Genomic DNA, 23,236 nt, shown 5'->3' with positions numbered 1-23,236 from the left:
GAGCGGCGGAGCCGCAAAACGTTGACTTCGTGGCCCGGAGCGAAGCGCAGGGACACGAAGTCACGAGCGAGGGGCCACTTTTTTGTGGAGGAGCCTGCGACGGAACAAAAAAGTGGTGCCTCGCGAGCCGGCGCCAAAGGCGCCCAACAAAAAGCAACGCCCCATCGCCGAAAGCCCCCCACCCCGCCCACCACACCCGCGACCCAGCCCAAAGACGCATGCGGTGCGGGCCATGACGAAGGTCGGCGCACGTGATCGAGCACAACTCGTCTCGTTCACCTTCCGAGCCGGCCTCTACCCCTGACCCCGCCTAGCCGGCCACCTCGACGGCTCGCCAACGGCATCGGGAAGGCGGTATGCCGATCTCCTCGGGGAGGGTCGCCGCCGTGCTTCGGGGTCCACCGGGGTCAGGTGAGAGCGGGGTCGGTGAGGTCGAGGGTCAGGAGGTTTCTCCAGTCGTTGGTGAAGACGGCGCTTGCTCCTTCGTAGCGCACTCCCGTGAACGGGTTGGAGCAGAACATGGAGGCGACCCACCGCAGGCGGCGGTCGGCGTCGAGACGGGCGAGGTAGCCGATGTTGCCCATTCCGGCGCCGCCGCCGGACAGCCGACCCGACCCGTCCGGCAGCGCGCTCTCGAAGTAGGTGTCCACCTCGTTGGTGCCGCCCTCCTCGATGGCCCGGGCCACGTCGAGCGGGTCTCCGAGGCGGAAGGGGATCGGCTGTCCGGCGTCCGGGTGGTAGGCCCCGGGGCCGTCCACATGGAGTTCCAGGCCGGTGTCGTCCGGCCGGTACAGCCCGTCCCACAGAGGTATCTCGCCGGCCGTCCACAGCCGCTCGATCATGCCCACGACCCCACCCTTTCGATTCGGCGGCCGGCTGGAGACGACCGGGAGCCCGCACAGCCCTCGACGGCGCATCGAACAGCCGGGACGGGGTCACCACTTCCGGCCGACCGCCGGTTGCCCACCGCGTGTTGCCGACGATAGCCCGCTGTCCGAGGGCGTGGCCCGGCGCCGCCGCCGACCCGGCGGGATGGGCGGCGGAGCCGTTCGTGCGCGCCGGAGATCCGCCGTCCCCCGGCGCGCACGGGCGATGCCACGGCTGCTTTGTCAGCCCTGCGCGGTCGTCGCCGTCGCCGTCGCGTACGAACCCAGCAGGGTCGCATCGTCGCGGACGAGGTCGGCGGCCAGGCGGGTGCCGAGGTCGCGTTGGAACTCGCGGAACGCGGGCAACTCCGCGAGGCCCTCGCCGTCGACGACGTGGACGAAGGTGACGCCGTCGGTCAGCCGGAAGCTGCTGTACCGCAGGCCGGGCGGCGCCGTGCTCTCCAGTTCGGCGAAGACGTTCTCGATCAGGCGCTGGTTCTCCTCGGCCGCCTCGGGCCTGGTCCGGTAGCGGATGACTGCTGTGGTCATGGGTTCGGGCTCTTCTCGCTCGATTTCGCTGTCACCGACTTCGACAACGCGAAACCCGCGAACTCATCGCAACGAGTGTCAGGCCCACCACGCCCACCACGCCCACCACGATTACTTCGCCCCTCCGCAGTTGTCGGTACCGATGAGAGCGGACTTCTGGAGGGACCTTCGTGAGCAGCAGGGAACGCACGACCGTCGAGCAGCGCTGGGTGCTGGGCCTGACCGCGATCGGCTCGGTGATGGTGGCACTCGACGCGCTGGTGGTCGCGGCGGCACTGACCACCATCAGGCAGGATCTCGGCGCCTCGATCGAGGAGTTGGAATGGACGGTGAACGCCTACAGCCTCACCTTCGCGATGTTGTTGCCGGTCGCGGCGGCGATCGGTGACCGGTGGGGCCGGCGTCGGATGTTCGCGACCGGCCTCGCCATCTTCTCCGTCGCCTCGATCGCGTGTGCGCCGGCGACCTCGGTGTCGTGGCTGATCGCGGCCCGTGTCCTCCAGGGCATCGGGGCCGCCGTCGTGATGCCCCTGGCGATGGGTCTGCTCGGCGCCGCCTTCCCGCCCGAGCGTCGCGGCTGGGCGATCGGCATCTTCAGCGGCCTGACCGGCCTGGCCGTACTCAGCGGCCCGATGGTCGGCGGCGCCGTGACGGAGGGCCTGGCCTGGCAGTGGATCTTCTGGATCAACGTGCCGGTCGGCGCGCTCGCCATCCCGCTCGTGCTCCGCAGGATCCCGGAGAGCCGAGGGCCGGCCCGCCGAGTGGACGTCCGCGGCGCCGTCCTGATCTCGTCGGCCGTCCTCGGCATCGTCTGGGGCGTGGTTCGCGGCCGAGCGGCCGGCTGGGCCGGCGTCGAGGTGCTCGGCTCGTTCGTCCTGGGCGCGCTGCTGCTCGCGGCGTTCGTGGCCTGGGAGCGGCGCGCGCCACAGCCGATGGTGCCGCTGTCCTATTTCCGTACCCGGGCGTTCTCGGCCGGCAACGCGGCCGGCTTCTTCCTCACCGCCGCACTCTTCGGCGCGGTCTTCTTCCTCGCCCAGTACATGCAGACCCTCTTCGGTTCCGGACCGATGGAGGCCGGCCTGCAACTGTTGCCCTGGACCGCCACCCTCTTCCTGACGGCACCGATATCCGGCCGCCTGGTGGACCGGATCGGCGAACGCCCGCTCGTGGTGGCCGGACTGGTTCTGCAAGCCGTCGGCATGTTCTGGATCAGCCTGGTCACCGACACCTCGGTCCGCTACGTCGAACTGTTGCCTGCGCTGATCGTGGCCGGTTGCGGTGTCTCGATGGCGATGCCGGCGACGCAGAGCGCCAGTGTCGGAGCACTGCCCCGCGAAGCCGTCGGCATCGCCTCCGGCATCTACAGCATGATGCGCCAACTCGGCGGTGTCGTCGGAGTCGCCGCCCTGGCCACCGTGTTCGCCGACGCCGGGGGCTACGCGTCGCCGACCTCGGCGTTCGCCCGGGCCCTGGCCGGGTGCGGCGTACTGTCGCTGCTCGGCGCACTCGCCGGACTCGGCATCGGGGCTCGGCGCACCCCCGGCCCGGCGGGTCCGGCCGGTTCGGCGCCCCGCCGGGAGTCGGTCGAGGAGGCGGTATGAACCTGGAAGACGAATTCGCGCGACACCGGGGCGAGTTGATCGCGCACTGCTACCGCATGCTGGCATCGCGGCACGACGCGGAGGACGCGGTACAGGAGACGTACCTGCGGGCGTGGCGAGGGTTCGCGGAGTTCGAGCAACGCTCGTCGATCAAGACCTGGCTGTACCGGATCGCCACCCGGGTCTGCCTGAACGCGCTGAAGCACAGCAGCCGCCGGATGGTGCCGTCGGCGCTGGGCGCGCCCGGTACCGACCCCGACGACCTGGAGTCGCCGGCCGCGGAGGTGACCTGGTTGGAGCCGTTCCCGGATCTTCTCTCGAACGCCGATCCGGCCCTGGTCGTGGAGACTCGGCAGAGCCTCCGGTTGGCGATGATCGCCGCGTTGCAGCACCTGCCGCCACGCCGGCGCGCGGTGTTGATTCTGCGCGACGTCGTGTCGTGGCGGGCGTCGGAGGTGGCGAATCTGCTCGGCACGACGACGGCGGCGGTGAACAGCTCGCTCCAGCGAGCCCGTGCGGAACTCGCCCGACTCGCCCCGGAGGAGGACCAGTTCGCCGAACCGGACGAACCGGCACGCCGCGCGCTCCTCGATCGGTATGCGCAAGCCTTCGAGCAGGCCGACATGGCGGCCCTGGAGAGTTTGCTGACCCAGGACACCCGCTGGGAGATGCCGCCGATTCCGACCTGGTTCGACGGTCGCGCGAGCGTATTGCGGCTGCTCGCGGCGAAGCTGCGGCCGGGTCCGGGACAGCGGATCCTGGTCGAGACGTCGGCGAACGGCCGGCCCGCGTTCGCGATGTACGTCCACGGACGGGACGACGCGTTCCACGCACACGCGATCCAGGTGCCGACGGTGACCAAGGCGGGCATCTCGGCCGTCCTCGCCTTCCACCGAGCGGACCTGTTCCCGTCCTTCGGCCTGCCGATCGTCAGGGGTGCGGCGTAACGATCCGCGGTCGCGCGGAGCCGCTGCCCGGCGGGTGACCGTGGCGCGGCCTCGGGTGTTCCTCGCCCGGCCGGGGCCGACCGTCCCGGGCCGTCGCCGTCGTTCGCCGCGCCGTGTGCCCACGCGTCGCTTGCAGAAACGGAACCATGTTCCGTATGGTTCCGGAATGCGGTTCCGTTTTGGTGATGCTGCCGAGACGGGACCGGCAGGCAAGCCATGCACCGCACCACGCTTCACTCGCAATGAGGAGACACGGTCATGCAGTACCGCACCTTGGGCCGCACCGGCGTGCAGGTCGGCAGCCTCGCGCTCGGCGCGATGAACTTCGGCAGGATCGGGCGCACCACCCAGGACGAGACGACCGCCATCGTCGACGCCGCCCTGGAAGCGGGGATCAACCTGATCGACACCGCCGACGTGTACAGCGGCGGCGAGTCGGAGGAGATGGTCGGCAAGGCCATCGCGGGCCGCCGCGACGACATCGTGCTCGCCACCAAGGCGACCATGCCGATGGGCGACGAGCCCAATCGCCGAGGCGGCTCGCGTCGCTGGCTGATCACCGCGTTGGAGGACAGCCTGCGTCGGCTCGGCGTCGACCACGTCGACCTCTACCAAATGCACCGGTGGGACCCGAACACCGACGACGAGGAGACCCTGTCGGCGTTGACCGACCTGCAGCGCGCGGGAAAGATCCGCTACTTCGGTTCCTCGACCTTCCCGGCCCACCGCATCGTGCAGGCCCAGTGGGCGGCCCGCGAGCACCACCTGAGTCGGTACGTCGTCGAACAGCCCAGCTACTCGATCCTGCAGCGCGGGATCGAGGCCCACGTGCTGCCGGTGACCGAAGAGTACGGGCTCGGCGTGCTGGCCTGGAGCCCACTGGCCTCGGGCTGGCTGTCGGGCTCGATCCGTGCGGGCAGTGAGATCACCACCAGCCGCTCGACGTTCATGCCGCAGCGCTTCGACCTCACCATCCCCGCCAACCGGGCCCGGCTCGACGCCGTCGAGCAACTGGCCGGCGTCGCCGCCGAGGCCGGCCTGACGATGATTCAGCTCGCGCTCGGCTTCGTGACCGCGCACCCCGGTGTGACCAGCGCGCTCATCGGCCCCCGTACCCCGGCCCACCTGCACGCGCAGCTTGCCGCCGCCGACACCACGCTCTCGGCCGACGTACTCGACGCGATCGACGCGATCGTCGCCCCGGGCACCGACCTCGCCGCACATGAGAAGAACGACACCCCGCCCGCACTCCTCGACCCGTCCCTGCGGCGCCGCTGATCGCCCCGGCTGCAACCTCTCGCGTTCGGGTGGTGCCCGCGTGGGATCCGGAGCGACGTCGCCGCGTGCGGATCCGGTGGCTCGCGCGGACGGGCATGGCTCAGAGCGGGGGGTTGCGGCCCTGGCCGGGGACGGATCGTCGCGGTGGTCGGGTCAAGGTGATCTGGCGTACGAGTTGGTGCAGGCAGGCCGTGGTCGCCACCGCGGGAAGGATGGCGACGACGATGCCCTGGAGGGTCATGGGGGCGTGGGTGAGGGACAGCGCCATGGACAGGCCGGCGAAGGCGACGACCACGATCCACGAGTGCAGTGCCCGGCGACGGTGCAGGCTGGAACGCAGAATCGACAGCGAGGCCACCACCCACGGCCCCTGGACCAGGACGGGCCACCAGCGGGCCGGGCCGGCGGGCGTGTCGGCGGTGTGCCGCATCGGTGCCAGGGCGATCAGCGCGGCGAGCACGCTGATCGTGGCGACCAACACGACGCTGACCACCACCATGGAGCGGCTGAGCCGGTCCAGTCGCCGAGCGCCGGTGATCGGGAGGGCGGTCTCCGGGGGGCGCCGGCGATGACTGCTCGGTCCCCGGATCGGGGTCGGCAGTTCGACGGTGGTGGGGGCGTCGTCGATCGGGCCGGCCAGGAGTCGGGCGAGGTCGGCCTCGAACGCCGGATCGCCCACCACCGCGAACGACGGGGAAAGCCCGTCCGGTGACACCGCCGTGTTCGCCGTCGGCCACTCCGCCACGTCGGGAGGCGGTGCGGCGCCCGGGGGGAATTGCCTGGCGGGCGGGAGATACGGGTCGTATCCATAACCTTGATACATATGCTTGATTCATTCATGTGATAGGGGGTCTTGGGATGCCGAATACAACATTTCGGATGCCGAATACAACATTTAAATTGTCGACGGTGGTCCTGAAATTCAGGACTGTGGCTCGTCCAGGACGTCGTCGAGGCGGCGCGAGTACTCGGCGGCGATCAACACCATCGTCAGGGCGAACTGCTCCATGTCGGCGGAGCAATGACGAAGCGGGACGCGCTGCCCCGCACGCTCGATGAACGCGTGCGGGGACCGTTTGCGGAACGTTGCCGCGCGAGGGGTGAGGACCCAATCCCCCATGGGGAAGGCGCGTTGGGCGAGCGTGGGAGGAGCCACGGCGGAGGTGGATGCGCGGGGAGTCACGCCCGGGTAACGACACACCCTCCTGGTTGGATCTGCTCCGAATTGGTGAACAACCACCCGGATGCGCGTCCCGCTCGACTGCGCTCGTGCTTTTCCGAACACCGGGGCGACGGATTTTTCGCCGCCGAGAGCGCGAATTCCGTGCCGTTGCAGGGAAGATGGGCCGTTCGCTGACGGAGTCTTTACTTTCGTAATGGACAACTCACGGGTTGGTAAAGATTCGGAATGCCCTCCCGTCGGCAGTCCTATCTTCCGCCGTGCACATATTCGGCTGGAATCCTTGTCACCCCGGCCGCGCCCCCGAGAACTTCGCGCCGACCCTCTCGTGCCGTTCGGCCGTCAGGACGGCTGGACTTGGTCGAAGAGGGCCAGGGCGTCGGCGGGGTCCGGGCTCACGAGGCGGTCCAGCCCGGCCGTGGTGATCTTCGCCCACTTGCCGGCCCGTGCCCACATCTGTTCCTCGAAGGCGCGGACGGCCTCGTCCGGATCTCCCTGGCAGGTGGCGATGGCCTCGGCGAGTTCGGCGCCCTCCAACATCGCGAGGTTCGCGCCCGCCCCCAGCGGGGGCATCAGATGCGCGGCGTCGCCCAGGAGCGTCACCCCGCGGACGTGGGTCCAGGTGTGCGACACGGGCAGGACGTACAGGGGGCGGTGCACGAAAGTGCCGCCGCGGTGGAGGAGTTCGAGGACGGGAGCGGCCCAGCCGTCGAATCGGGCCAGCAGACTCGATCGCACGGCCTCGGCGTCGGACAGGTCCAGGTTCGCGTGCCAGTCCAGCGGCGCGCGGAACTGGGCGTACACCTTGACGTGGCCGCCGCTGTTGCGCTGGGCGACGAGGGCTCGGTTCACGCCGTACACGGCCACGGAACCGTCGCCGACCAACCGGGCGAGGTCGGGATGGCGGGTGTCGACGTCGTCCAGGGAGGTCTCGACGAAGGTGACACCGGTGTAGTGCGGCTTCACCGACGAGAGTGCCGGGCGGACCCGGGACCAGGCGCCGTCCGCGCCGACCACGAGGTCGAACGTCTCCTGTCGGCCGTCCGCGAAATGCACCGATACGCCGTCCTCGGTCCCCGGCACCACCCGGGTCACGCCCTGCCCCCACCGCACGTCGAGCGGGCCGAGCAACAGGTCGCGGAGTTGCCCGCGGTCGATCTCGGGATTGGCCCGGTCGTCCGGACCCGGTGGCCAGTCGCGCAGGACGGCTCCGGCGGTGTCCAGGATGCGCATGGCCTGCCCCTCGGGACGGGACAGCACGTCGAACTCCGCCGACAGCCCCGCCTTGTCCAGCGCGAGTCGGCCCAGTCCCTTGTGCAGGTCCAGCGTGCCGCCCGGGGGGCGGGCGTCGGGGGTGGGGTCGCGTTCGAGGATGGTGACGGGATGACCATGGCGATGCAGCACGCGGGCGAAGGTGAGGCCGGCGGGACCGCTTCCGACTACGGCGATTCGGTGTCTCATGTCGATACACTGTATTTACACGATACGTTGCATCGCAACAGTGCGGTGCGTCGGATCGATACGGTGTCCTGCATCGGTACGGTGCCTTGCATCGGTACGGTATGGCCATGACTGTGTGGGACCGGCCGGAGCCGCCGATTCGCCCCGTACCGCTCGACCGGGAGCGGATCGTCGCCGCCGCCGTCGCACTGGCCGACGAGGGCGGGCTGGACGCGGTGTCGTTGCGCAAGGTCGCCGCGCGGCTGGACGCCGGCCCGATGCGGCTGTACGGATACATCTCCACCAAGGAGGAACTGTTCGACCTCATGCTGGACGAGGTCCACGCCGAGATCCTCCCCGAGGAACAACCCGGCGACTGGCGGGAGGCGCTGCGCGTCCTCGCCCACCGCACCAGGCAGGCCGCTCTCCGGCACGAATGGCTGGCCGACCTGCTCGGCGGTCGCCCGACCCTGGGCCCGAACGGCCTCGCCGTGGCCGAGGCCACGCTGGCCGCCCTCGACGGCCTCGCCGATGTCGACACCGTCATGCGCGCCGTGGAGACGGTCGGCGCCTACTACACCGGCGCGATCAGGCGCGAGGTCGCCAACCTGCGAGCCGAGCGCGCCACGGGGTTGTCCAAGCACGACTGGCAACGCGCCTTCGGCCCACATCTCACCAGGATGTTGGCCACGGGCCGCTTCCCGGCGTTGGCCAAGGCCGTGTACGACGGCACGGATGTGGACGCGGAGGCATCGTTCGTGACCGGCCTGGACTGGGTCCTCGACGCGGTGGCCGCCAAACTCACCGTGCCACCGGCCTGACGTTCGGCTCGCGCGGAAGGTGAGCGGGTCGGTGCCGGTCGGTGTCCATCGGCCGTCAGTGCTTCAGCTTTCGCCACCCACCGGCCCGGTTGTTCGCGATGATCTGCTTGAACATCGCCGTGAGGGCCGGCGCGTTGATGCTTTCGCCCTCGCGCACCGCCACGGTGCGAGCGGTCTTGTTGTCGTGCCCACCGGTGATGATCCCCTCGGGATCCGGGACGATCGCCCCGTCGTAGAGGAACACGTTGACATGGTCCTTGGCCGCCAACAGCGCACAGATGTTGCCCTGAAGCACGAAGTACGGCCGCACGGTGCGCTTGATGGTCTCCACCACCTCCGGATCCGCGCCGTGCACGAGATCCCGCACCTCCCGACAGACGGCCTGCTGCCAGCCGGGAAGACCCTCGATGTAGTCGTCGACCCGCGAGTCGGTGTCATACGTCATGACCCCGCACGCTAGCCGACCCCTCCCGCAAATCCCCCACAACGCGCGCGAGATGGTCACGCCCTGCGGATGCCGGCGCCCGGCCTGCCGGGGCGGCGACGCGGGCTGCTCGACCTGCCGGCCCGCCGGGTTACGGCCTGATTCGAGTTCGCGACGCCCGCTCGGGCGGCCTTCGTCGGGTTGTCACGGAGCGCGGACCCTGTTCTTCCGCTGGGACACCGTCGTCGAGTGCCTTCTGCTCGTCACCACGATGCTCGACCACAATCGTTATGACGGCACCGTCTTCACGTGGGAGGTGGTCCGTACCGACGGCGTCCGCCTGAAAGCCGCCGGCGTGTATCGGGACCCGCGCCAAGGAGGCAACCCGAACACCCCCGTCGAGCCGGTGCAACGGTACGCCGCGCTCGGCCCGCTGATCGACGAACACGTGGCCCGGAGCCCTCCTGCCCGCCGCCCGGGCGACGCTCGGCGCCGGCAAGACGCTCGCCTTCGGCCGGATCACCATTTCCGCCGCCGGCGTCCACGGCAAGCAGGGTGTGGTGCCCTGGGCACGGATCAGCCACGCGGAGGGGCGGCTTCGTGATCATCCGGCGCTTCGAGGCAACCCGACCCGTGGCCACCCAGGAGGTCGGCTTGACCCCGAACCTGTCCCTGTTCCTGACGCCGGCCGACGCCTACCGGCACGGTGCCGGGCCCGCGCCGAGGTGACGGCGACCGTCGGTCGGTCCGAAGTCGCCTTGTGGTCAAGTGCGTTCGCGGCGTCGCCGGCGGCGGGGCGCAACTGCCCGCGCAGGCGGCGCCGGAGTCCCGCGTCGCCGTCGTGGTCGACCGTGCATCCACGGCAGGGGTGCCATCGATCTCAGGCGCAACAGTCGCAGTCGGGACGGCAGCCGCACGCGTCCGTCTCGGCTGCGACGGCTGCTGCGGGAGAGGCAACCCCGGTGGCCGAAGGCGCGCAGCAGCCTTTGCCCTGCCAGGCGTCGCGGCCTTCCTTCACGGCGACCACCGCGATGACCAGGGCGGCGATCGGGTCGGCCCAGGACCAGCCGAGGGTGGCGTTGAGGATCAGGCCGACCAGGAGCACGGCGGAGAGGTAGGTGCACAGCAGGGTCTGCTTGGAGTCGGCGACCGCGCCGGCGGAGCCGAGTTCCCGTCCGGCCCGGCGCTGCGCCGCGGACAGGAACGGCATGATCGCGAGTGACAGCGCGGCAATCACGATCCCGGGGATCGAGCGGTCGGCCTCGGCGGCGCCGGTCAGGGTGCGCACCGCGTCCACGCCCACGTAGGCGGCGAGCGCGAAGAAGGAGAGCGCGACGATTCGCAGCGTCGTCTTCTCCCGCGCCTCGCGCACGGCGTGCTCGTGGGCGGAGAACTGCCAGGCGACCGCCGCAGCGGAGGAGACCTCGATGACCGAGTCCACGCCGAACCCGACCAGCGCGGTCGAGGAGGCCACCGTCCCGGCGGTGATCGCGACGACCGCCTCGACGACGTTGTAGGTGATGGTCGCCGCGACCAGCAACCGGATCCGGCGCGCCAATACGTCCCGGCGGGCCGGGCCGGGGCTCAGGGACGTCACGGTCATCCGCAGCAGCCCTTCGTCGCGGTGTCCGGGCAGGTCTTGTCCGCCGCGACGGCGAGCACCGCGGTGCGCAGATCGTCCAGAGCGTGGCCGAGGCGCTCGTCGGCGAGTTCGTAGCGGGAGCGCCGACCGACGGGCACGGCGACGACCAGGCCGCAGTCGCGCAGGCAGGCCAGGTGATTCGACAACCGGGTTCGGGAGATGCCGAGCCGGTCGGCCAGGTCGGAGGGGTGGGCCGGGGCCTCGCGCAACGCGAGCAGCAGCCGGCAGCGGATCGGATCGGCGAGCGCGCGGCCGAAACGGGCCAGCACCTCGATGTCGGGGGCGACGGTCAGCACACCCTGACGGTACACGTATTGCTGAATTCAGGAAATGGTGGATCGAAGGTCGTCGCCACGCCTGGCTCGAACCGTCCTGCGCGGCGGCCTCGTTGCACGCGCCCGGTGGCCGATGCGGGGCGGGGCCGCGGTCGCTTGTGGTTGGCCACCTGCGGCCGCGCTACGCGGGGATCGAGCAGGCGATTTCTGCGGAGGTGGGTCTTTCGGAAGCGGTCGAAGCCTTCGTCGTGCCGCTTTGGGCTCGTGGTCCTCCGCTGGAACTCGTCCATCTCCGAGGGGACTTCGGGGCCTGACCGAATGCCGTGGCGGGCGTGGTCTCGGGCGGACGGGCGGACAGGCGGGCGGCCGGATCGCACGGGGCGTGCACGTGACCGGAGTTGGCCAGGGGAGTGGCCGGCAAGCTGGGGAGCATGGGTGTCGACGAAGTGGGCGCAGTCGCGGATGGCGAACTCGCTGCCTACCTGGCGGCGGAGCGCCGCGCAGGTGGCCCCGGTGCGCGGGAAGTCGGTGCCGTCGAGATGCGGCGGCGGCAACGACAGCGCGTGGTGGGCGGGCCGGCCGGGCCCGAGTTGGCCGAGGTGCGGGACCTTCTCGTGGCGGGTCCCGCGGTTACCGTGTCGCCGATTCCGGTTCGTCTGTACCGGCCCACCCTTGATCCGCTTCCGCTGGTGGTCTTCCTGCACGGGGGAATGTGGACCATCGGCGGCCTGGAATCGCACGATCGGCTGTGCCGTCGGCTTGCCCTCGCCGCGCGGATCGCCGTACTGGCCGTCGACTATCGCCTCGCGCCCGAACACCCTTGGCCGGCCGGGCCCGACGACGCCGCCGCGGCCTTTCGCTGGGCCGCCGAGCACGCGCGTGAACTGTCGGGTGCGGCGGGGCCGCCGGCGGTGGCGGGGGACAGTTCGGGCGGGCATCTGGCGGCGTTGACCTGTCTGCGGATGCGCGCCGAGGGCGGCCCGTTGCCGGCGGCGCAGTTCCTCGCGTGCCCCAATACCGACCTGACGTTGTCCCGGCCGAGTACGCGCGACAAGGCCGCCGGCTGGGGCCTGACCACCGACGCCGTCGCGTGGGGCGTGGCCAACTTGCTGCCGGACGTGGCCCGTCGTACCGATCCGACGGTCAGTCCGCTGTTCGCCGCCGACCTGTCGGGCCTGCCGCCGGCCGTGGTCGTCACCGCCGAACACGACCCGCTGCGCGACGAGGGCGACGAGTACGCCGCCCGCCTCGCCGCCGCCGGGGTCCGGGTCCGGCATCGCCGCGAGCCCGGGATGATCCACGGCTTCCTGTCCATGGACCGGGTGGCGCCGTCCGCCGCCGCGGCCGCCGACCGCTTCTTCGCCGACGTCGCCGACGTCCGATACGACTGAATCCGACCGGGTCGGCGTCCGGCAGGTATCGAGGAACACCCCGATCGGGGTGACGGACCTGTGTTGTCGTCGGCCGGTTCGGGAGCAATGGTCGGATCGCTCTCGGACATCCGGGATCGCCCGGTATCACCGATGTGGTCGACATCGCGGAGTGTCGCGTGTCCCGAAAGGGGGTTGCCGGTCGGGGCTCTGGCATGCTGGGCGGCGTCCGAGTACCCGTGATGGGGAAGCCAACGGAGGTCCCAGATGAGCCCTGCCCGCAGATCGGCGGCAGTGCCCAGAGCCAAAGTCGTGGTCGTCATCAACCGCAAGGGTGGTGTCGGCAAGAGCACCATCGCGGTGAATCTGGCCGCCGTGCAGGGGCAGAACTTCACCCCCACCGGGCCGATCGCCGCGGACGCCGACGCACCCGTGGTCGCCTGCGGAATCGACCCACAGGGGTCGATGGAGGACTGGGCGGATCGGGTACCCGAGGAACTCCTGCCGTTCGACTACATGTCCACCAAGGGCAAGCCCGGCATGCTGGCCGAGTTGAAGGCCGACCCGGGGGTCGCGCGCATCGTCGTGGACAGCCCCGGCTTCATGGACACCGACCCCGAGGCCGAACTCGCCACCGACCCACTCGGGCACGGCGCGGCGGCGGACGCCCTGCGCGACATGCTCGAAGTGGCGGACCTGGCGGTGGTCCCGATCACGCCGGAGTTCATGAGCTGGTCGCCCAGCGAGTACACGATCGAGCGGGTGCTCAAGCCGCGCGGTATCCCGTACATCGCGGTGGTGAACCTGTGGGATCCGCGCGACGGGGAGACCGATCGGGCCCGGGTCGAGGCGTGGATAGACGAACGCGGCTACCCCCGGGCGCGGGAGCCGATTCGCAAGTACAAGATTCACGCTCATGCGGCGGAGGGCGGGCTCGTGGTCACCCAATACAAGGAGAGCGGTACGGCGTTGCGTGCCCGCGAGGACTTCTACAAGCTCGCCCTCGCGATCGAGCAGGCGATCTGATGGGCCGTCAACGTACTCCCAGGACGGCCGCCGAGCCGCGTCGGCTGCGGACCGCCGCCGATATGGCCAAGGAACTGCCGGCGCCGTTTCGGCCGCTGTCCGACAGTCCGGTACTGATCGACGACGAGCAGCGGCAACTGGCCGCGTGCGAGGCGGCGATCGAGACGTTGCGGGTCGCGTTCTGGGCGGCCGGCAAAGCGTTGCAGATCGTTCGGGACGCCCGGCTGTACCGCACCCGCTACGAGAGCTTCGAGGACTACTGCCTCGACCGCTGGGACATGCAGCGCCGGTACGCGGACCGGTTGATCCAGGCGTGGCCGATCGCGGAAGCGTTGAGTCCGATCGGACTCAGGGCCGTGAACGAGGCCCAGGTCCGCGAACTGGTGCCGCTCGCGGGTCGGTACGGGAACGAGGCCGCGGTGACGGTGTACCGCACGGTCGCCGAGGCGGAGTCCGTACCGCTGACGGCGGCGGTGCTGCGCGGTGCGGTGGCGGCGGTCGGCGAGGCGTTCTCGCCGGCGGCGGCGGTCGAGCAGGTGCGGAGCTATCTCGACTCGCTCGGCATCGAGCCGGAGGCCGAGGGTGATCGGGTGGTCGACTACACGGCCAAGGCCGCGGACACCATCCCGCGGCGTTGGCTGACCACGCTGGCTCGGCAGGACCGGGCGGCGGCGGTGGCCTACCTGGACGAACTCGAACGTCAGGTGGCTCGGGTGCGACGGGAACTTGCGGAGACGGATGGGGTGGTCGGGGGCGGTGCCGATTCCGGTGCCGATTCCGGTTCTGGTTCTGGTTCCGGGGTGGATGTCGGGTCCGAATCGGGGGCGGGGTCGGGCGCGGTCCCGGGGGCCCGCTCGGATGCGGGTCGGGGCGTCGTGTCGGCGTAACGGGGGCGATGGCCGCCGGGGCGGGGCAGGCGGGGCGTTGCTTCGGGTGAGTCCAATTGGACTCGGCCGGGGCGCGGTTGCGGGCGGGGCGTGGGACGCGCGTCGTCGGGTCTCGGTGATCCGGGTCGCCCGGGCCCTCCTGCGTCTTCGCGGCCTGCGCGCCAGGCACGCATGTGCGTCGGCCGGGTCGGCTTGGCCCGTCCGCGCGTCGGTCGGGTGTGCCGGCAGGTCGGCGGCGCGTACGTACCTGCCCGTCGGCGCGAGCGGGTGCCGGTTGTTGCCGGTGCGGTGAAGGTGATGTCTGCGGCGCCTGATCGCATTGCCCCGGGTGATGCGATCGTTCGTCGCCCCCTCGCCCCTGTTCCGTCACATCTCCGGCTGCTTCGTATCCACGGCCGCATCGAAAGTTGACGATCGCACCACCGACCGAGCCCACCGGCACGTGCAGCACACGCAGCGGCGTGCAGCACGTGAAGACGGGTGCCGAAAGTGGACGCTCAGCCGCGAAGGTAGGTTCGCCCACCGAAGGACCGTCTGCATCGAACACACGGTCCCGTCCGAAGGATGGTCACTTCCGACCGTCGGAGGATCCTCCACCGGCGCTCGACCCCTCTTCCGCGACCCGAATCACCCATCGACACGAGCACTTCCCGAGTCGGACCCGTGCCTCCCGCGCGGGACGAAGGAGATGTCGTACACATGCTGGACCTCGCGCGCTGGGACTGGTCCCGGCACTGGCCCTATCTGGCCGGAGCCCTCGTCGTTCTCGCCTCGGCCGTCCTCGTCGAACGTGCCCGCCGCCGCGCGGTCGCCGAACGGGCCCGGGTCGCGGCCCTGCCCGAGGAGGCCCGCAAGGCACTCGAGAACGACCGGACCGCGACCAGGGACCGGCGCGGGCGGCGGGTCGAGGACCTGCTGACGGCGGCGGTCGCGGCCGCGGCGGCGGGTCTGTCGGCGGCCCAACTCGGCAAGTTCGGCCGGGACGTCATGGGCCTGCACGGGCCGTGGGCGTATCTGCCGTTCGTCGCACTGGACTTCGCCGCGGTGGTCTGCGCGCTACGGGCTCGCCGGCGGGCCGCGCGAGGCGCCGCGGCGGGCCTGTCGGGGGCTCTCGTGTGGGTGCTCGCGCTGCTGTCCGCCTCGATGTCGGCCAGTGAGGGGGCCAACGTCGGCGAGGCGTTCGCGCTGGGGATCTGGGCGCCGATCGCCGCCGTGTTGTGGGAGCTGGGTCTGGCCGAGGAGCGGCACGCGCGGACCGAACGGGCCGACCGTCGGGTCGGCTGGATCCGCTGGTTGCACCCGATCGAGCGGGTGCTCGTGCTGGCCGAACTCGCCGCCGACGAATACCTGGGCGCGGCGGACGCGACCGAACGTGTCCGCGAGCGCCGCGCGGCCCGCGCGCTGTACCGGCTGCGCCAGGCCACCGAGGCACGCGCCGTCGCCCGGGTCGACGGGACCGGTCGTTCGACCACACGGCCCAGGCGCGGCCTCGATCGCCGGTACCGCCGCGCCGAGGCATTCGCCCAACGCACGGCCGCGCGGGTACGCCTGGCCGACGCCGAGGTGGAGGCCGCCGTGCTCCCGCAACTACGCGTCCTGGTCGACGTCGGCCGGCTCGCCAACATGACCTGGCCCACCCCGGACGCCACCGCCCCGACCCACCACCGAGACGGCCGGCCGCACCCCGGCACGATGCCCCCCGAGGGCGGCACGCCACTGTCGACCCTGACCCGCCGTGTGGCCGGCGTCGCCGTCTCGACCCCCGCCGGCCCGGCGTCCACGACGCACGCTGCGACCGTCCCGGGCCCGCGTCACGCCGAGCACCTCGACCACCACCCGGCCCTCGGGATGCGCAACGCGGACGGCCCGACCCCGACTTCACCCGCCGCCGTGGGAGATCCGAGCCGCGCCCCGAGGCCACCCTCGCCCGCTTCGGACACCCCGGCCGCAGCCCCCGGCCGACCGGCGACCGAGTCCCCGACCCGAGCCGCGACGAGCCGCCCGGCAGCCACCGCACCGATGCCGATGACCAAACCCGCGCCCCGGATCCCCCACCCCCACCCGGCCGCCCCGCTCGCGCCGACCGGCTCCGCGACCCCGGGGGCGACAGGCACGATGGAGCACCCGGACGGGTCGAGCCACACGCCGCTGCCCGCTTCGTCGGGCAGCGGAGACGCGGACGGCCGGCACGGGGGTTCGCAGGCTGTGTCGTCGGAGGCCGAGGTGTCGTACCCGGGCGGTCCCTTGGTTCGTGCGGCGGTGGATGTGGGGGAGTGGGACGGCGTGGAGCCGTTGGCTTCTTTGGACGGTGGAGACGGGGACGGCCGGTACGCGGATGGCGCGTATCGGGGCCGGCAGGCTGTGTCGTTGGAGGCCGAGGTGTCGTACCCCGGCGCGTCCTCCGGGCTCGGGGCGCCGAACGGGCGCGCCGAGGTCGGGCGGTTGCCCGCCCGGGACGAAGGCGTGGCGGCGCCTCCGCCGGATGAGCCGAGCTTCCGAGCCGGCGAGCCGGAGGTGTCGTGGGACGGGGCGGCCGCCGTTCGCGGCATGGCGGCCGGCCTGCCGGGGCCTGCGGACCGCGACCCGGGCGCGGCGATGATCGCGACGGACACCGGAGCCCTCCGCGTCGGCAACGCGACCGGGTCGCCTGAGTCGCCGGAGCGCACGGCCGATCGCCGGACGGTTGCCGGGGGCGCCGTGGTCGCGCCTCGTGAGGCGGGGGCCGCGTCGTCGGGTGGCGGAGGTACCCGCCATGACGGCTCACGTGGCGCCGGTGGGCGTCGGCATGTCGCGGACCGGGCGGTGGCGGGTGCCACGAACCCGCCTCGTGACGTGCGCCCCGAGTCCTCCGGCCGAGCGGGCGCCCACCGCCAAACGACCGGCGCGTGGCCGGACGACGCGGACCCGGACCCCGACCCTGCGGCGCGTATCGCGGCATCGCATCCGGACCCCACTCGCGTCGACGCCCACCGCGCCCCCGATGCCCCGACCACCGCGCCGGATACCGAAGGACCGCTCCGCTCCCGTGCGGCGGCCACCGACCTGTCGCCCGTCGGGACCGACGACGGTCGCCCTGCCGATGCGGCACGGACGGGCGGGGTCGGCGCGTACCGGCAGGATGGGGCCGGGTCATGGGTGGACGGAGACCTGCACCAACCCCCGACCGCCGACGTGCGTTGGCAGGAGGACCCACACCACCCCGGGCCCGGCGCATCGCCGAACCCCACGCCCACCGACGCGGTGCCCAGGTACGCACCCAAGAGCATCGCGCCCCCCGGCCCGACCGGTCCGAACTCGGATCCGAGCAGCCGGCAAGCCCCGAAGCCGGACGCCACCCCGCGAGCGTCGAACCGGCCGGTGGACCCCCCGCCGGGCGCGCAGTCGAACCGGCCGGTGAACCCACCATCGCACGCGCAGTCGGACCGGCCCGTGGACCCGCCGAGCATCGACGTCGTCGCCGAAACCCCCCGCGCCGCCGCTCCGATCGACCACGACCACGACCACGACATCCCGAACCAGGGCCGCAGAGCGGACGGATCGGCGCTCACCAGCGCCGCGCGCCGCGACCACCGCGTCCTCGCCCTGGTCTCCCGCCTCGCGGCCGAAACCGACCTGACCGTCGAGGAGGTCCGCCACCGACTCGACGTCAGCGAGCGCACCGCCGAACGCCTTCTCCAACAAGCCCACGAGGAACTGACCGCCCGCCGCGCCCAGGCCGAAGACCCCGACCTGGCCGACGCCGGCCTCTGACCCACCACAACACACCCACCCACAGCACCGAGGCCGTCGCCCGACGTATCCCCACGGCCTTCCGGCGACATCACCGGAAGCCGTCCCGACCCCCCATCGGAGGTCATGACCGCATGCTCCCCGCGAAGCTGCTGTGGCAGGATCCACGCCCCATTCCACGCGGCAACTTTCAGGAGATCGTCGTTCAAGTCGTCCTGGACCCGGAGTTCCACGAACCGACAGAAGACGACGTCTGCCCGGCCTTCAGCTCCGTGTGCCTGGCCCACGACCGCCTGTACTCACCCGGAGGGTGCGGTGAAGGCCCCCACCTGGTCGCCCTGAACTGTGCCGCACACGGCTATGAAAACCTCGGTCCCCAGCCCCTGATGCATCGCTACCCCGCCGGATTCATGCCGCTACTCACGGCGGAACAATTCGCCGAGGTGGAACTCGACCTCTACCCCGAGGGCTGTCTCCCCCGCGTTCCTCCCGACATCCGGCAACATTCCACCTCACCCGGACCCGACTTCGCAGCCGCCAACGGCGCATCGCCTCGACCGTTCAAGCCCCGCCACCCACCCATGGCACCACCGTCACCTAGGAAGTAGGCGTTGCTCGCCGACCCGAGCCCACAACCCGGCGAAGCCCCTCGACAATCGCCGCTCCCGCTCGCCCGGCCCGCCCCTGCTCCGTGGCCCCGCCCGCCCCCCGCCGGCAGATGCCCATCGGCGCGCCGTGCCAATCCCCGATCGGGGCCGCCCATGGTGCACGGCGCCCACCCGCGTCCAGGGCGCTCGCGGCCGGTGGCCGACGGGGGTGGCCCGGTCGGTCGCGCGTCGCATGGCCGAGCCGTGCCCCGAGCCGCGCCCGCCGATGCCTGAGCCGGCCGGCGCGACACCTCCGGCCGCGTGGGCGGCGATCCGTACCCAGACCCGGGATCGCGGCCCGAACGCGGTCCGTCTCGCCGCACCGATGTGACGTCGATGTGACGCCGAGCGCAGCGGCCGATGACCCTGGTTTCCCCATCGTGGCTATGGCACGATCCGTCACCTCTGGTCATGGGCGCCTGTTCGCGCGCCACACCGCTCTCGTGCGATGGAGTGAACGTATGTCGATAGCCCACGTGTCCGGTCGGTTCGACGGCAAGACCGCGGTGGTCACCGGGGCGGGTTCCGGGGTCGGTCGCGCGACCACGCTGCGCCTGGCGGCGGAGGGCGCGAACGTGCTCGCGCTGGACATCGCGGCGGCGGCGTTGGACGAAACCGCGGAGCTGGCCGCCGGGCTCGCGGGCAAGGTCGTGACCCGGATCACCGACGTGTCGGTCCGCGAGGAGTGCTTCGCGGCCGTCGCGGCGGCGGTGGCCGAGTTCGGCGGGCTGGACGTGCTGGGCAACGTGGCCGGCATCGCGCGGGCCGAGCACGTACTCGACGTCACCGAGGCGGACTACCGGCGGATGATGGGCGTCAACATCGACGGCTACTTCTTCATGTGCCAGGCCGCCATCCCGCACCTGCTGGAGCGTTCCGGCAACGTCGTCAACATCGCGTCCAACGCCGGGGTGATGGGCTTGGCGTACGGCGTCGTCTACACCATGAGCAAGGGTGCCGTGGTGCAGTTGACCCGGTCGCTGGCCTGGGAGTTCGCCAAGCAGCCGCTGCGCGTGAACGCGATCGCGCCGGGTGGCATCGACACCAACCTGGTCGCCAACTACCAGATGCCGGCGGACGTGGACTGGGACCTGGTCGGCCGGGCGATGACCCCGCGTCCGATGGCCCAGCCGGAGGACATCGCCGCGATGTTCTCCTACGTCGCCTCCGAGGAGGCCCGCAACGTGCACGGCGCCATCCTGCACAACGACAGCGGCCTGACCGCCGGCTGACCCACCGGCCACCACGACACGGCTCCGGTCCGCGCCCACCCACACCCGAGCCCGGACCGGAGCCCCACACCACCGGCAGACCCCGCACGAGCCGACGGGACCTCCCAGTCCGCAGGGCTCCCGAACCGCTGCTCTTCCCCCGACCTGGACGCCCGCCGCCGGGACGCCGAGGAGCTCGGCGACACGCCTGGCAGCCCGCCGAGGCGGCACGCCTGCTTGGGGCCTTCCCACAGAGCACGCACGTGGTCGACGACGCGGCAATGACGCAGCGATGAAATCGGCGGTCCCGACTCCGGGAACAACCGATCGCCGACGTATGCCGATCGATGCTTCGCCAGGCTTTTGCCCAGGAGCGGAGATCGTTTTCGCCGACGCACCCGACATCTGAGCTGCTGCGCTCGCCAGGGCTGATCGATGAGCCAACGGAGTAACGTCGTCACGCGACCGAGGGCCGTCCCGACGGCCTGGCGTCGTACGAACACGTGCTTGGAGCGCAGGCCGGCCTGCAGGACACGTTCGACGGTCCCGGTTCCGAGGGGAGCGAGGAGGCCCCGTCGACGGACGATCCATTCGGCAGCGTCGATCGGGCCCTCCCCGTCACCGTCGATGTCGACGCCGTCGTACGTCGTGGTGCGTTCCCTCAGATGTCTTCCCGCTGTCGAGAGCAGGAGCCGCAGCGCCGTCTTGTCGTTGTGACAGTGCAGGAATTCCTGGATCGCGTCGAAGATCCGGTTGCTTGTCACCCGCGTCGGCATCGCGAAGTAGGCGCCTCGCAGGATCGCAGGGATGGACGAGTGCCACCACCGCTTGAATGGCGGCCTGGGTTTTTCCTTCACCGGTGGGCGCGATTACGGCGACGATGCCGGGGCCCTGCAGACCCCCGACGGTCGTCTCGACGGCACTCTGGATGGGAAACGGTGTCATCGCCGACCCGAACGGGAAGCCCGTGTCGCATGGCGGCTCGCAGGGTGCCCAGGCGAGTTTCTCGACCTTGGCCCGTTCCCGCTTTCGGGCCGTCCGGACGTATGAGGTGAGGTCGACGTCCGTGCCGGCGTGGTGTTTCGTCGGCAGGTCGGACGCGATCCAGTCGCTGACCGATGCGAGCCCCGCCAAGGTTGTGGCGATGTCGGGGCGCACACGGATATCGGACCAGCGGAGGGTGTCCGGGTCGGGGAGGTCCATCAAGTCGAACCGAACGTCGCCACGTACTCCCAAGGCAACGACGGGGAACGAAGGCCCCGTTCGATCACGCCCGGGACCGAACAGGGCCGCGCTCGGGGGTGCTCGAGGGAACACGCCAGGAATGCTCGGCCCGGTGGTACTTCGCGCCTCGCGGAAGGAGGATCCGAAGCGAAGCCACCGAGCGAACCGAACGTGCGGGGCCTCTTCGATCAGCTCAAGAGTGTCGCCCCCGTGTCCAGGGAATCTCTTTTCACGCAGAATGTGCGCAGTGGGCACGACCCGCACATGGGGTCGGACTCGCGGCAGTAGGAGCTTCCGATGAGTCGGATCGCGGCCATGCGCAACGGCGCCTGCTCGCCGGCTCCTATGATCTTCGAGAGGTCGACGCGTCCGTCGCTCAAGCGGTTCGTCCGGTCCGATGTCGAGCCGGTGACACGAGCGGCCACTCGTAAGGAGCCCTGGCCGACCAGGAGCAGGTCGTCGCCGGTCAGCAGCCGATAGAGGGATTGTTCACCGGGTCGCATGTCCAATGCGGTGGGGAGTTCCGCCTTGGTGATCGACCTCGGACGCTCCTGCTTGCGCGCCAGCAATTCCTCGATTCCCTGCCGGGCCCGTTCGCCGTTGACGACGGCCGATATGGCCACCAGGTCGCGTACGGTGAGCCGCTGTTTGCCCCGCAGGGACGCCAGTTGCCGACCGACGATCGCCGGAGCCGTTCGAGCGGTGGTCATCAATGCCGACAGGGCCGCCGCTGCCGGGATCAGGTCCGAGCCGGGCAGCACCGCCCAGTTCGGCCCGGTGGACTCGTGGACGGCCCATTCGGTCAACGCTTCGCGAACCCGGAGCCAGTAGGGACGCGCCTCCGGCTCGGACGGACTCGGGGATGCGCTCGTGTTCAGGGGCAGCAGGGCTTGGGCGGCCGCCTCGCCCAACAGCGGTGGAACGGCGTTGCCGATCTGCCGGAAGGCGTCGCTACGGTTGCCGGCGAAGCGGAAGCGGTCCGGGAAGGTCTGTACGCGCGCCGCTTCGCGAACGGTCAACGTCCGGAGCTGTTCGGGATGGATGTACCAGTATCCGTCCTTGGCGATGTGTGCCGTGATCGTGCGGCTGAGCTCGTCCCAGTCCAGTTTCTTGTACTTGTCCTTGAAGTGCTCGGAATCGTAGCGTCGCAGGTGCTCGGGAATGTCGCGGTACAACGACTTGGAGTTCATTCCCGCGAAGATCTCCCGGTCGTCGTCGCGGACCGGGCGCGTCATGTGGTCGTGGACGCGCCCGACGGGGGCCCCGGCCCGCATGCGGCGCGCGAACTCGGAGAGGTTCGCCTCGGTGCGGTAGGCGAACTCCCGTCGTCCGGTGTTTCCTTCGCGGAGAGGAGGTAGGTCCGCTATCGCGTCGCGAAGGGTAGTGCGGTCGTGGGGTTTGGGCCACGGGAAGGTTTCGGCATCGCGTCGTGCCAGCAGTATGAGCCGTTTGCGATGTTGCGGGACCCGGTAGTTCCACGCGTCCACCAGACGGACCTGGGTGTAGTACCCCGCGTCTTCGAGTTCCTGTTCGATGTTGCGGACGACGAAGAAGTCGTCGCCCAGCCCCATGTCGGGGACGTTCTCCATCAGGACGGCGCGGGGACGCACCCTGAGAATGACATCGAGGTAGGCACGCCAGAGTTCCTTGCGCAGATCAATGGCTTCGCGGACACCTTCCCGCACCAAACTGCGGATCTTGCTTCTTCCGGCACGACTGAACGGTTGGCATGGGGGGCCTCCGGCCACCAGATCGATCTCGGCGTGGCTCAGGAGTTCGACGAGTCGGTCGCGTTCGTCGGGGTTCCCCAGGTCGGTTCGCAGTGACAGGCCGGGGAAGTTGCCGGCGTGAGTCTCGCGGGCGCGCTCGTCGTAGTCGGCGGCGAGGGCGACCGTCCATCCGGCCTGCTCCAATCCCAGGCTCAGTCCGCCGGCCCCGGAGAACAGGTCGACGGCCAGCCGTTCGTGGGGGGATCGGCGTGCGAGCCATTCCGGGAAGTTGTCCGGTGTGCAGGCATCCGGGTGCGGAGCGAGTTTCAGATAGTCGCTGCGCTCGAGGCGCACCCCGTAAAACACGCTCCCCACCCTTCACCGATCTCCGACACCAGCCACGGCTCACA

20 protein-coding genes and 1 pseudogene are annotated in these 23,236 nt (G+C 70.9%); 11 read left to right on the top strand and 10 right to left on the bottom strand.

Going from position 1 to position 23,236, the window contains the following annotated elements; translation table 11 throughout:
* Positions 1 to 205: 205 nt before the first annotated feature.
* Positions 206 to 304 (top strand): annotated as a pseudogene (locus tag ABZ374_RS42255) (DNA-binding response regulator); the annotation flags it as partial.
* Between the two features lie 103 nt (positions 305 to 407).
* On the opposite strand, the gene ABZ374_RS42250 reads toward ABZ374_RS42255, so the two are convergent.
* Positions 408 to 842 carry a hypothetical protein gene (locus tag ABZ374_RS42250; RefSeq protein WP_360322766.1) on the bottom strand — a complete coding sequence of 145 codons (435 nt, stop codon included), beginning with the start codon at positions 840 to 842 and terminating at the stop codon, positions 408 to 410.
* A 267-nt stretch (positions 843 to 1,109) separates the two neighbouring features.
* Complete coding sequence (locus tag ABZ374_RS42245; RefSeq protein WP_360322762.1) at positions 1,110 to 1,415, bottom strand: hypothetical protein; 306 nt, start codon at positions 1,413 to 1,415, stop codon at positions 1,110 to 1,112.
* Between the two features lie 170 nt (positions 1,416 to 1,585).
* Here ABZ374_RS42245 and ABZ374_RS42240 point away from each other — a divergent pair, with 170 nt between their 5' ends.
* The 3 genes from ABZ374_RS42240 (at position 1,586) to ABZ374_RS42230 (ending at position 5,241) form a co-directional block, all read left to right on the top strand.
* The gene (locus ABZ374_RS42240) at positions 1,586 to 3,016 is read left to right on the top strand and encodes a DHA2 family efflux MFS transporter permease subunit (RefSeq protein ID WP_360322760.1); all 1,431 of its coding nucleotides are present in this window, start codon (positions 1,586 to 1,588) and stop codon (positions 3,014 to 3,016) included.
* Complete coding sequence (locus ABZ374_RS42235; RefSeq protein WP_360322758.1) at positions 3,013 to 3,963, top strand: sigma-70 family RNA polymerase sigma factor; 951 nt, start codon at positions 3,013 to 3,015, stop codon at positions 3,961 to 3,963. Before ABZ374_RS42240 ends, ABZ374_RS42235 begins: the two co-directional genes overlap by 4 nt.
* 258 nt (positions 3,964 to 4,221) lie before the next feature.
* Positions 4,222 to 5,241 (top strand): aldo/keto reductase, encoded by a 1,020-nt coding sequence (locus ABZ374_RS42230; protein WP_360322756.1) that lies wholly within the window; start codon positions 4,222 to 4,224, stop codon positions 5,239 to 5,241.
* Positions 5,242 to 5,341: 100 nt separating this feature from the next.
* On the opposite strand, the gene ABZ374_RS42225 is transcribed toward ABZ374_RS42230, so the two are convergent.
* The 3 genes from ABZ374_RS42225 to ABZ374_RS42215 all read right to left on the bottom strand — a co-directional run bounded on the left by ABZ374_RS42225 (position 5,342) and on the right by ABZ374_RS42215 (position 7,882).
* On the bottom strand, positions 5,342 to 5,986 hold the full coding sequence (locus ABZ374_RS42225; RefSeq protein WP_360322754.1) for a DUF2637 domain-containing protein: 645 nt from the start codon (positions 5,984 to 5,986) through the stop codon (positions 5,342 to 5,344).
* Between the two features lie 177 nt (positions 5,987 to 6,163).
* Positions 6,164 to 6,397 carry a hypothetical protein gene (locus ABZ374_RS42220; RefSeq protein WP_360322752.1) on the bottom strand — a complete coding sequence of 78 codons (234 nt, stop codon included), beginning with the start codon at positions 6,395 to 6,397 and terminating at the stop codon, positions 6,164 to 6,166.
* Positions 6,398 to 6,763: 366 nt separating this feature from the next.
* Complete coding sequence (locus tag ABZ374_RS42215) at positions 6,764 to 7,882, bottom strand: NAD(P)/FAD-dependent oxidoreductase (protein WP_360322750.1); 1,119 nt, start codon at positions 7,880 to 7,882, stop codon at positions 6,764 to 6,766.
* A gap of 107 nt (positions 7,883 to 7,989) precedes the next feature.
* Between ABZ374_RS42215 and ABZ374_RS42210 the strand changes: the two genes are divergently transcribed.
* Entirely contained in the window at positions 7,990 to 8,682 is a 693-nt protein-coding gene (locus ABZ374_RS42210; RefSeq protein ID WP_360322748.1) for a TetR/AcrR family transcriptional regulator C-terminal domain-containing protein, read from the top strand.
* A 55-nt stretch (positions 8,683 to 8,737) separates the two neighbouring features.
* On the opposite strand, the gene ABZ374_RS42205 is transcribed toward ABZ374_RS42210, so the two are convergent.
* The gene (locus ABZ374_RS42205; protein ID WP_360322746.1) at positions 8,738 to 9,127 is read right to left on the bottom strand and encodes a DUF1801 domain-containing protein; all 390 of its coding nucleotides are present in this window, start codon (positions 9,125 to 9,127) and stop codon (positions 8,738 to 8,740) included.
* 579 nt (positions 9,128 to 9,706) lie between these two features.
* Between ABZ374_RS42205 and ABZ374_RS42200 the strand changes: the two genes are divergently transcribed.
* Positions 9,707 to 9,835: a hypothetical protein gene (locus ABZ374_RS42200; protein ID WP_360322744.1), complete on the top strand. Its 129-nt coding sequence runs from the start codon at positions 9,707 to 9,709 to the stop codon at positions 9,833 to 9,835.
* A 151-nt stretch (positions 9,836 to 9,986) separates the two neighbouring features.
* Here the strand turns inward: ABZ374_RS42200 and ABZ374_RS42195 are convergent, their stop codons facing one another.
* On the bottom strand, positions 9,987 to 10,709 hold the full coding sequence (locus ABZ374_RS42195) for a cation transporter (RefSeq protein ID WP_360322742.1): 723 nt from the start codon (positions 10,707 to 10,709) through the stop codon (positions 9,987 to 9,989).
* Positions 10,706 to 11,044 carry a metalloregulator ArsR/SmtB family transcription factor gene (locus ABZ374_RS42190; RefSeq protein WP_360322740.1) on the bottom strand — a complete coding sequence of 113 codons (339 nt, stop codon included), beginning with the start codon at positions 11,042 to 11,044 and terminating at the stop codon, positions 10,706 to 10,708. Before ABZ374_RS42190 ends, ABZ374_RS42195 begins: the two co-directional genes overlap by 4 nt.
* 410 nt (positions 11,045 to 11,454) lie before the next feature.
* On the opposite strand from ABZ374_RS42190, the gene ABZ374_RS42185 reads away from it, so the two are divergent.
* The 5 genes from ABZ374_RS42185 (at position 11,455) to ABZ374_RS42165 (ending at position 19,914) form a co-directional block, all read left to right on the top strand.
* Positions 11,455 to 12,414, top strand: coding sequence for an alpha/beta hydrolase (locus ABZ374_RS42185; protein ID WP_360322738.1), 960 nt, complete (start codon positions 11,455 to 11,457; stop codon positions 12,412 to 12,414).
* A 246-nt stretch (positions 12,415 to 12,660) separates the two neighbouring features.
* Entirely contained in the window at positions 12,661 to 13,419 is a 759-nt protein-coding gene (locus ABZ374_RS42180; protein ID WP_360322736.1) for a ParA family protein, read from the top strand.
* Positions 13,419 to 14,306 (top strand): hypothetical protein, encoded by an 888-nt coding sequence (locus tag ABZ374_RS42175; protein WP_360322735.1) that lies wholly within the window; start codon positions 13,419 to 13,421, stop codon positions 14,304 to 14,306. Before ABZ374_RS42180 ends, ABZ374_RS42175 begins: the two co-directional genes overlap by 1 nt.
* A gap of 699 nt (positions 14,307 to 15,005) precedes the next feature.
* Entirely contained in the window at positions 15,006 to 18,056 is a 3,051-nt protein-coding gene (locus tag ABZ374_RS42170) for a hypothetical protein (RefSeq protein WP_360322733.1), read from the top strand.
* A 1,087-nt stretch (positions 18,057 to 19,143) separates the two neighbouring features.
* A complete protein-coding gene (locus tag ABZ374_RS42165; protein ID WP_360322731.1) occupies positions 19,144 to 19,914 on the top strand; it encodes an SDR family oxidoreductase in 771 nt (256 codons plus the stop codon).
* A gap of 597 nt (positions 19,915 to 20,511) precedes the next feature.
* Here the strand turns inward: ABZ374_RS42165 and ABZ374_RS42160 are convergent.
* Together ABZ374_RS42160 and ABZ374_RS42155 are read right to left on the bottom strand one after the other, a co-directional pair.
* Positions 20,512 to 21,096, bottom strand: coding sequence for a hypothetical protein (locus ABZ374_RS42160; RefSeq protein ID WP_360322729.1), 585 nt, complete (start codon positions 21,094 to 21,096; stop codon positions 20,512 to 20,514).
* A gap of 209 nt (positions 21,097 to 21,305) precedes the next feature.
* A complete protein-coding gene (locus ABZ374_RS42155; protein ID WP_360322727.1) occupies positions 21,306 to 23,192 on the bottom strand; it encodes a DNA cytosine methyltransferase in 1,887 nt (628 codons plus the stop codon).
* Between the last annotated feature and the right edge of the window lie 44 nt (positions 23,193 to 23,236).

This window comes from Embleya sp. NPDC005971, from assembly GCF_040629175.1.
Lineage (GTDB): Bacteria > Actinomycetota > Actinomycetes > Streptomycetales > Streptomycetaceae > Embleya.
Note: the sequence above shows the minus strand (reverse complement) of the source record. Positions and strands in the feature narration are given on the sequence as shown.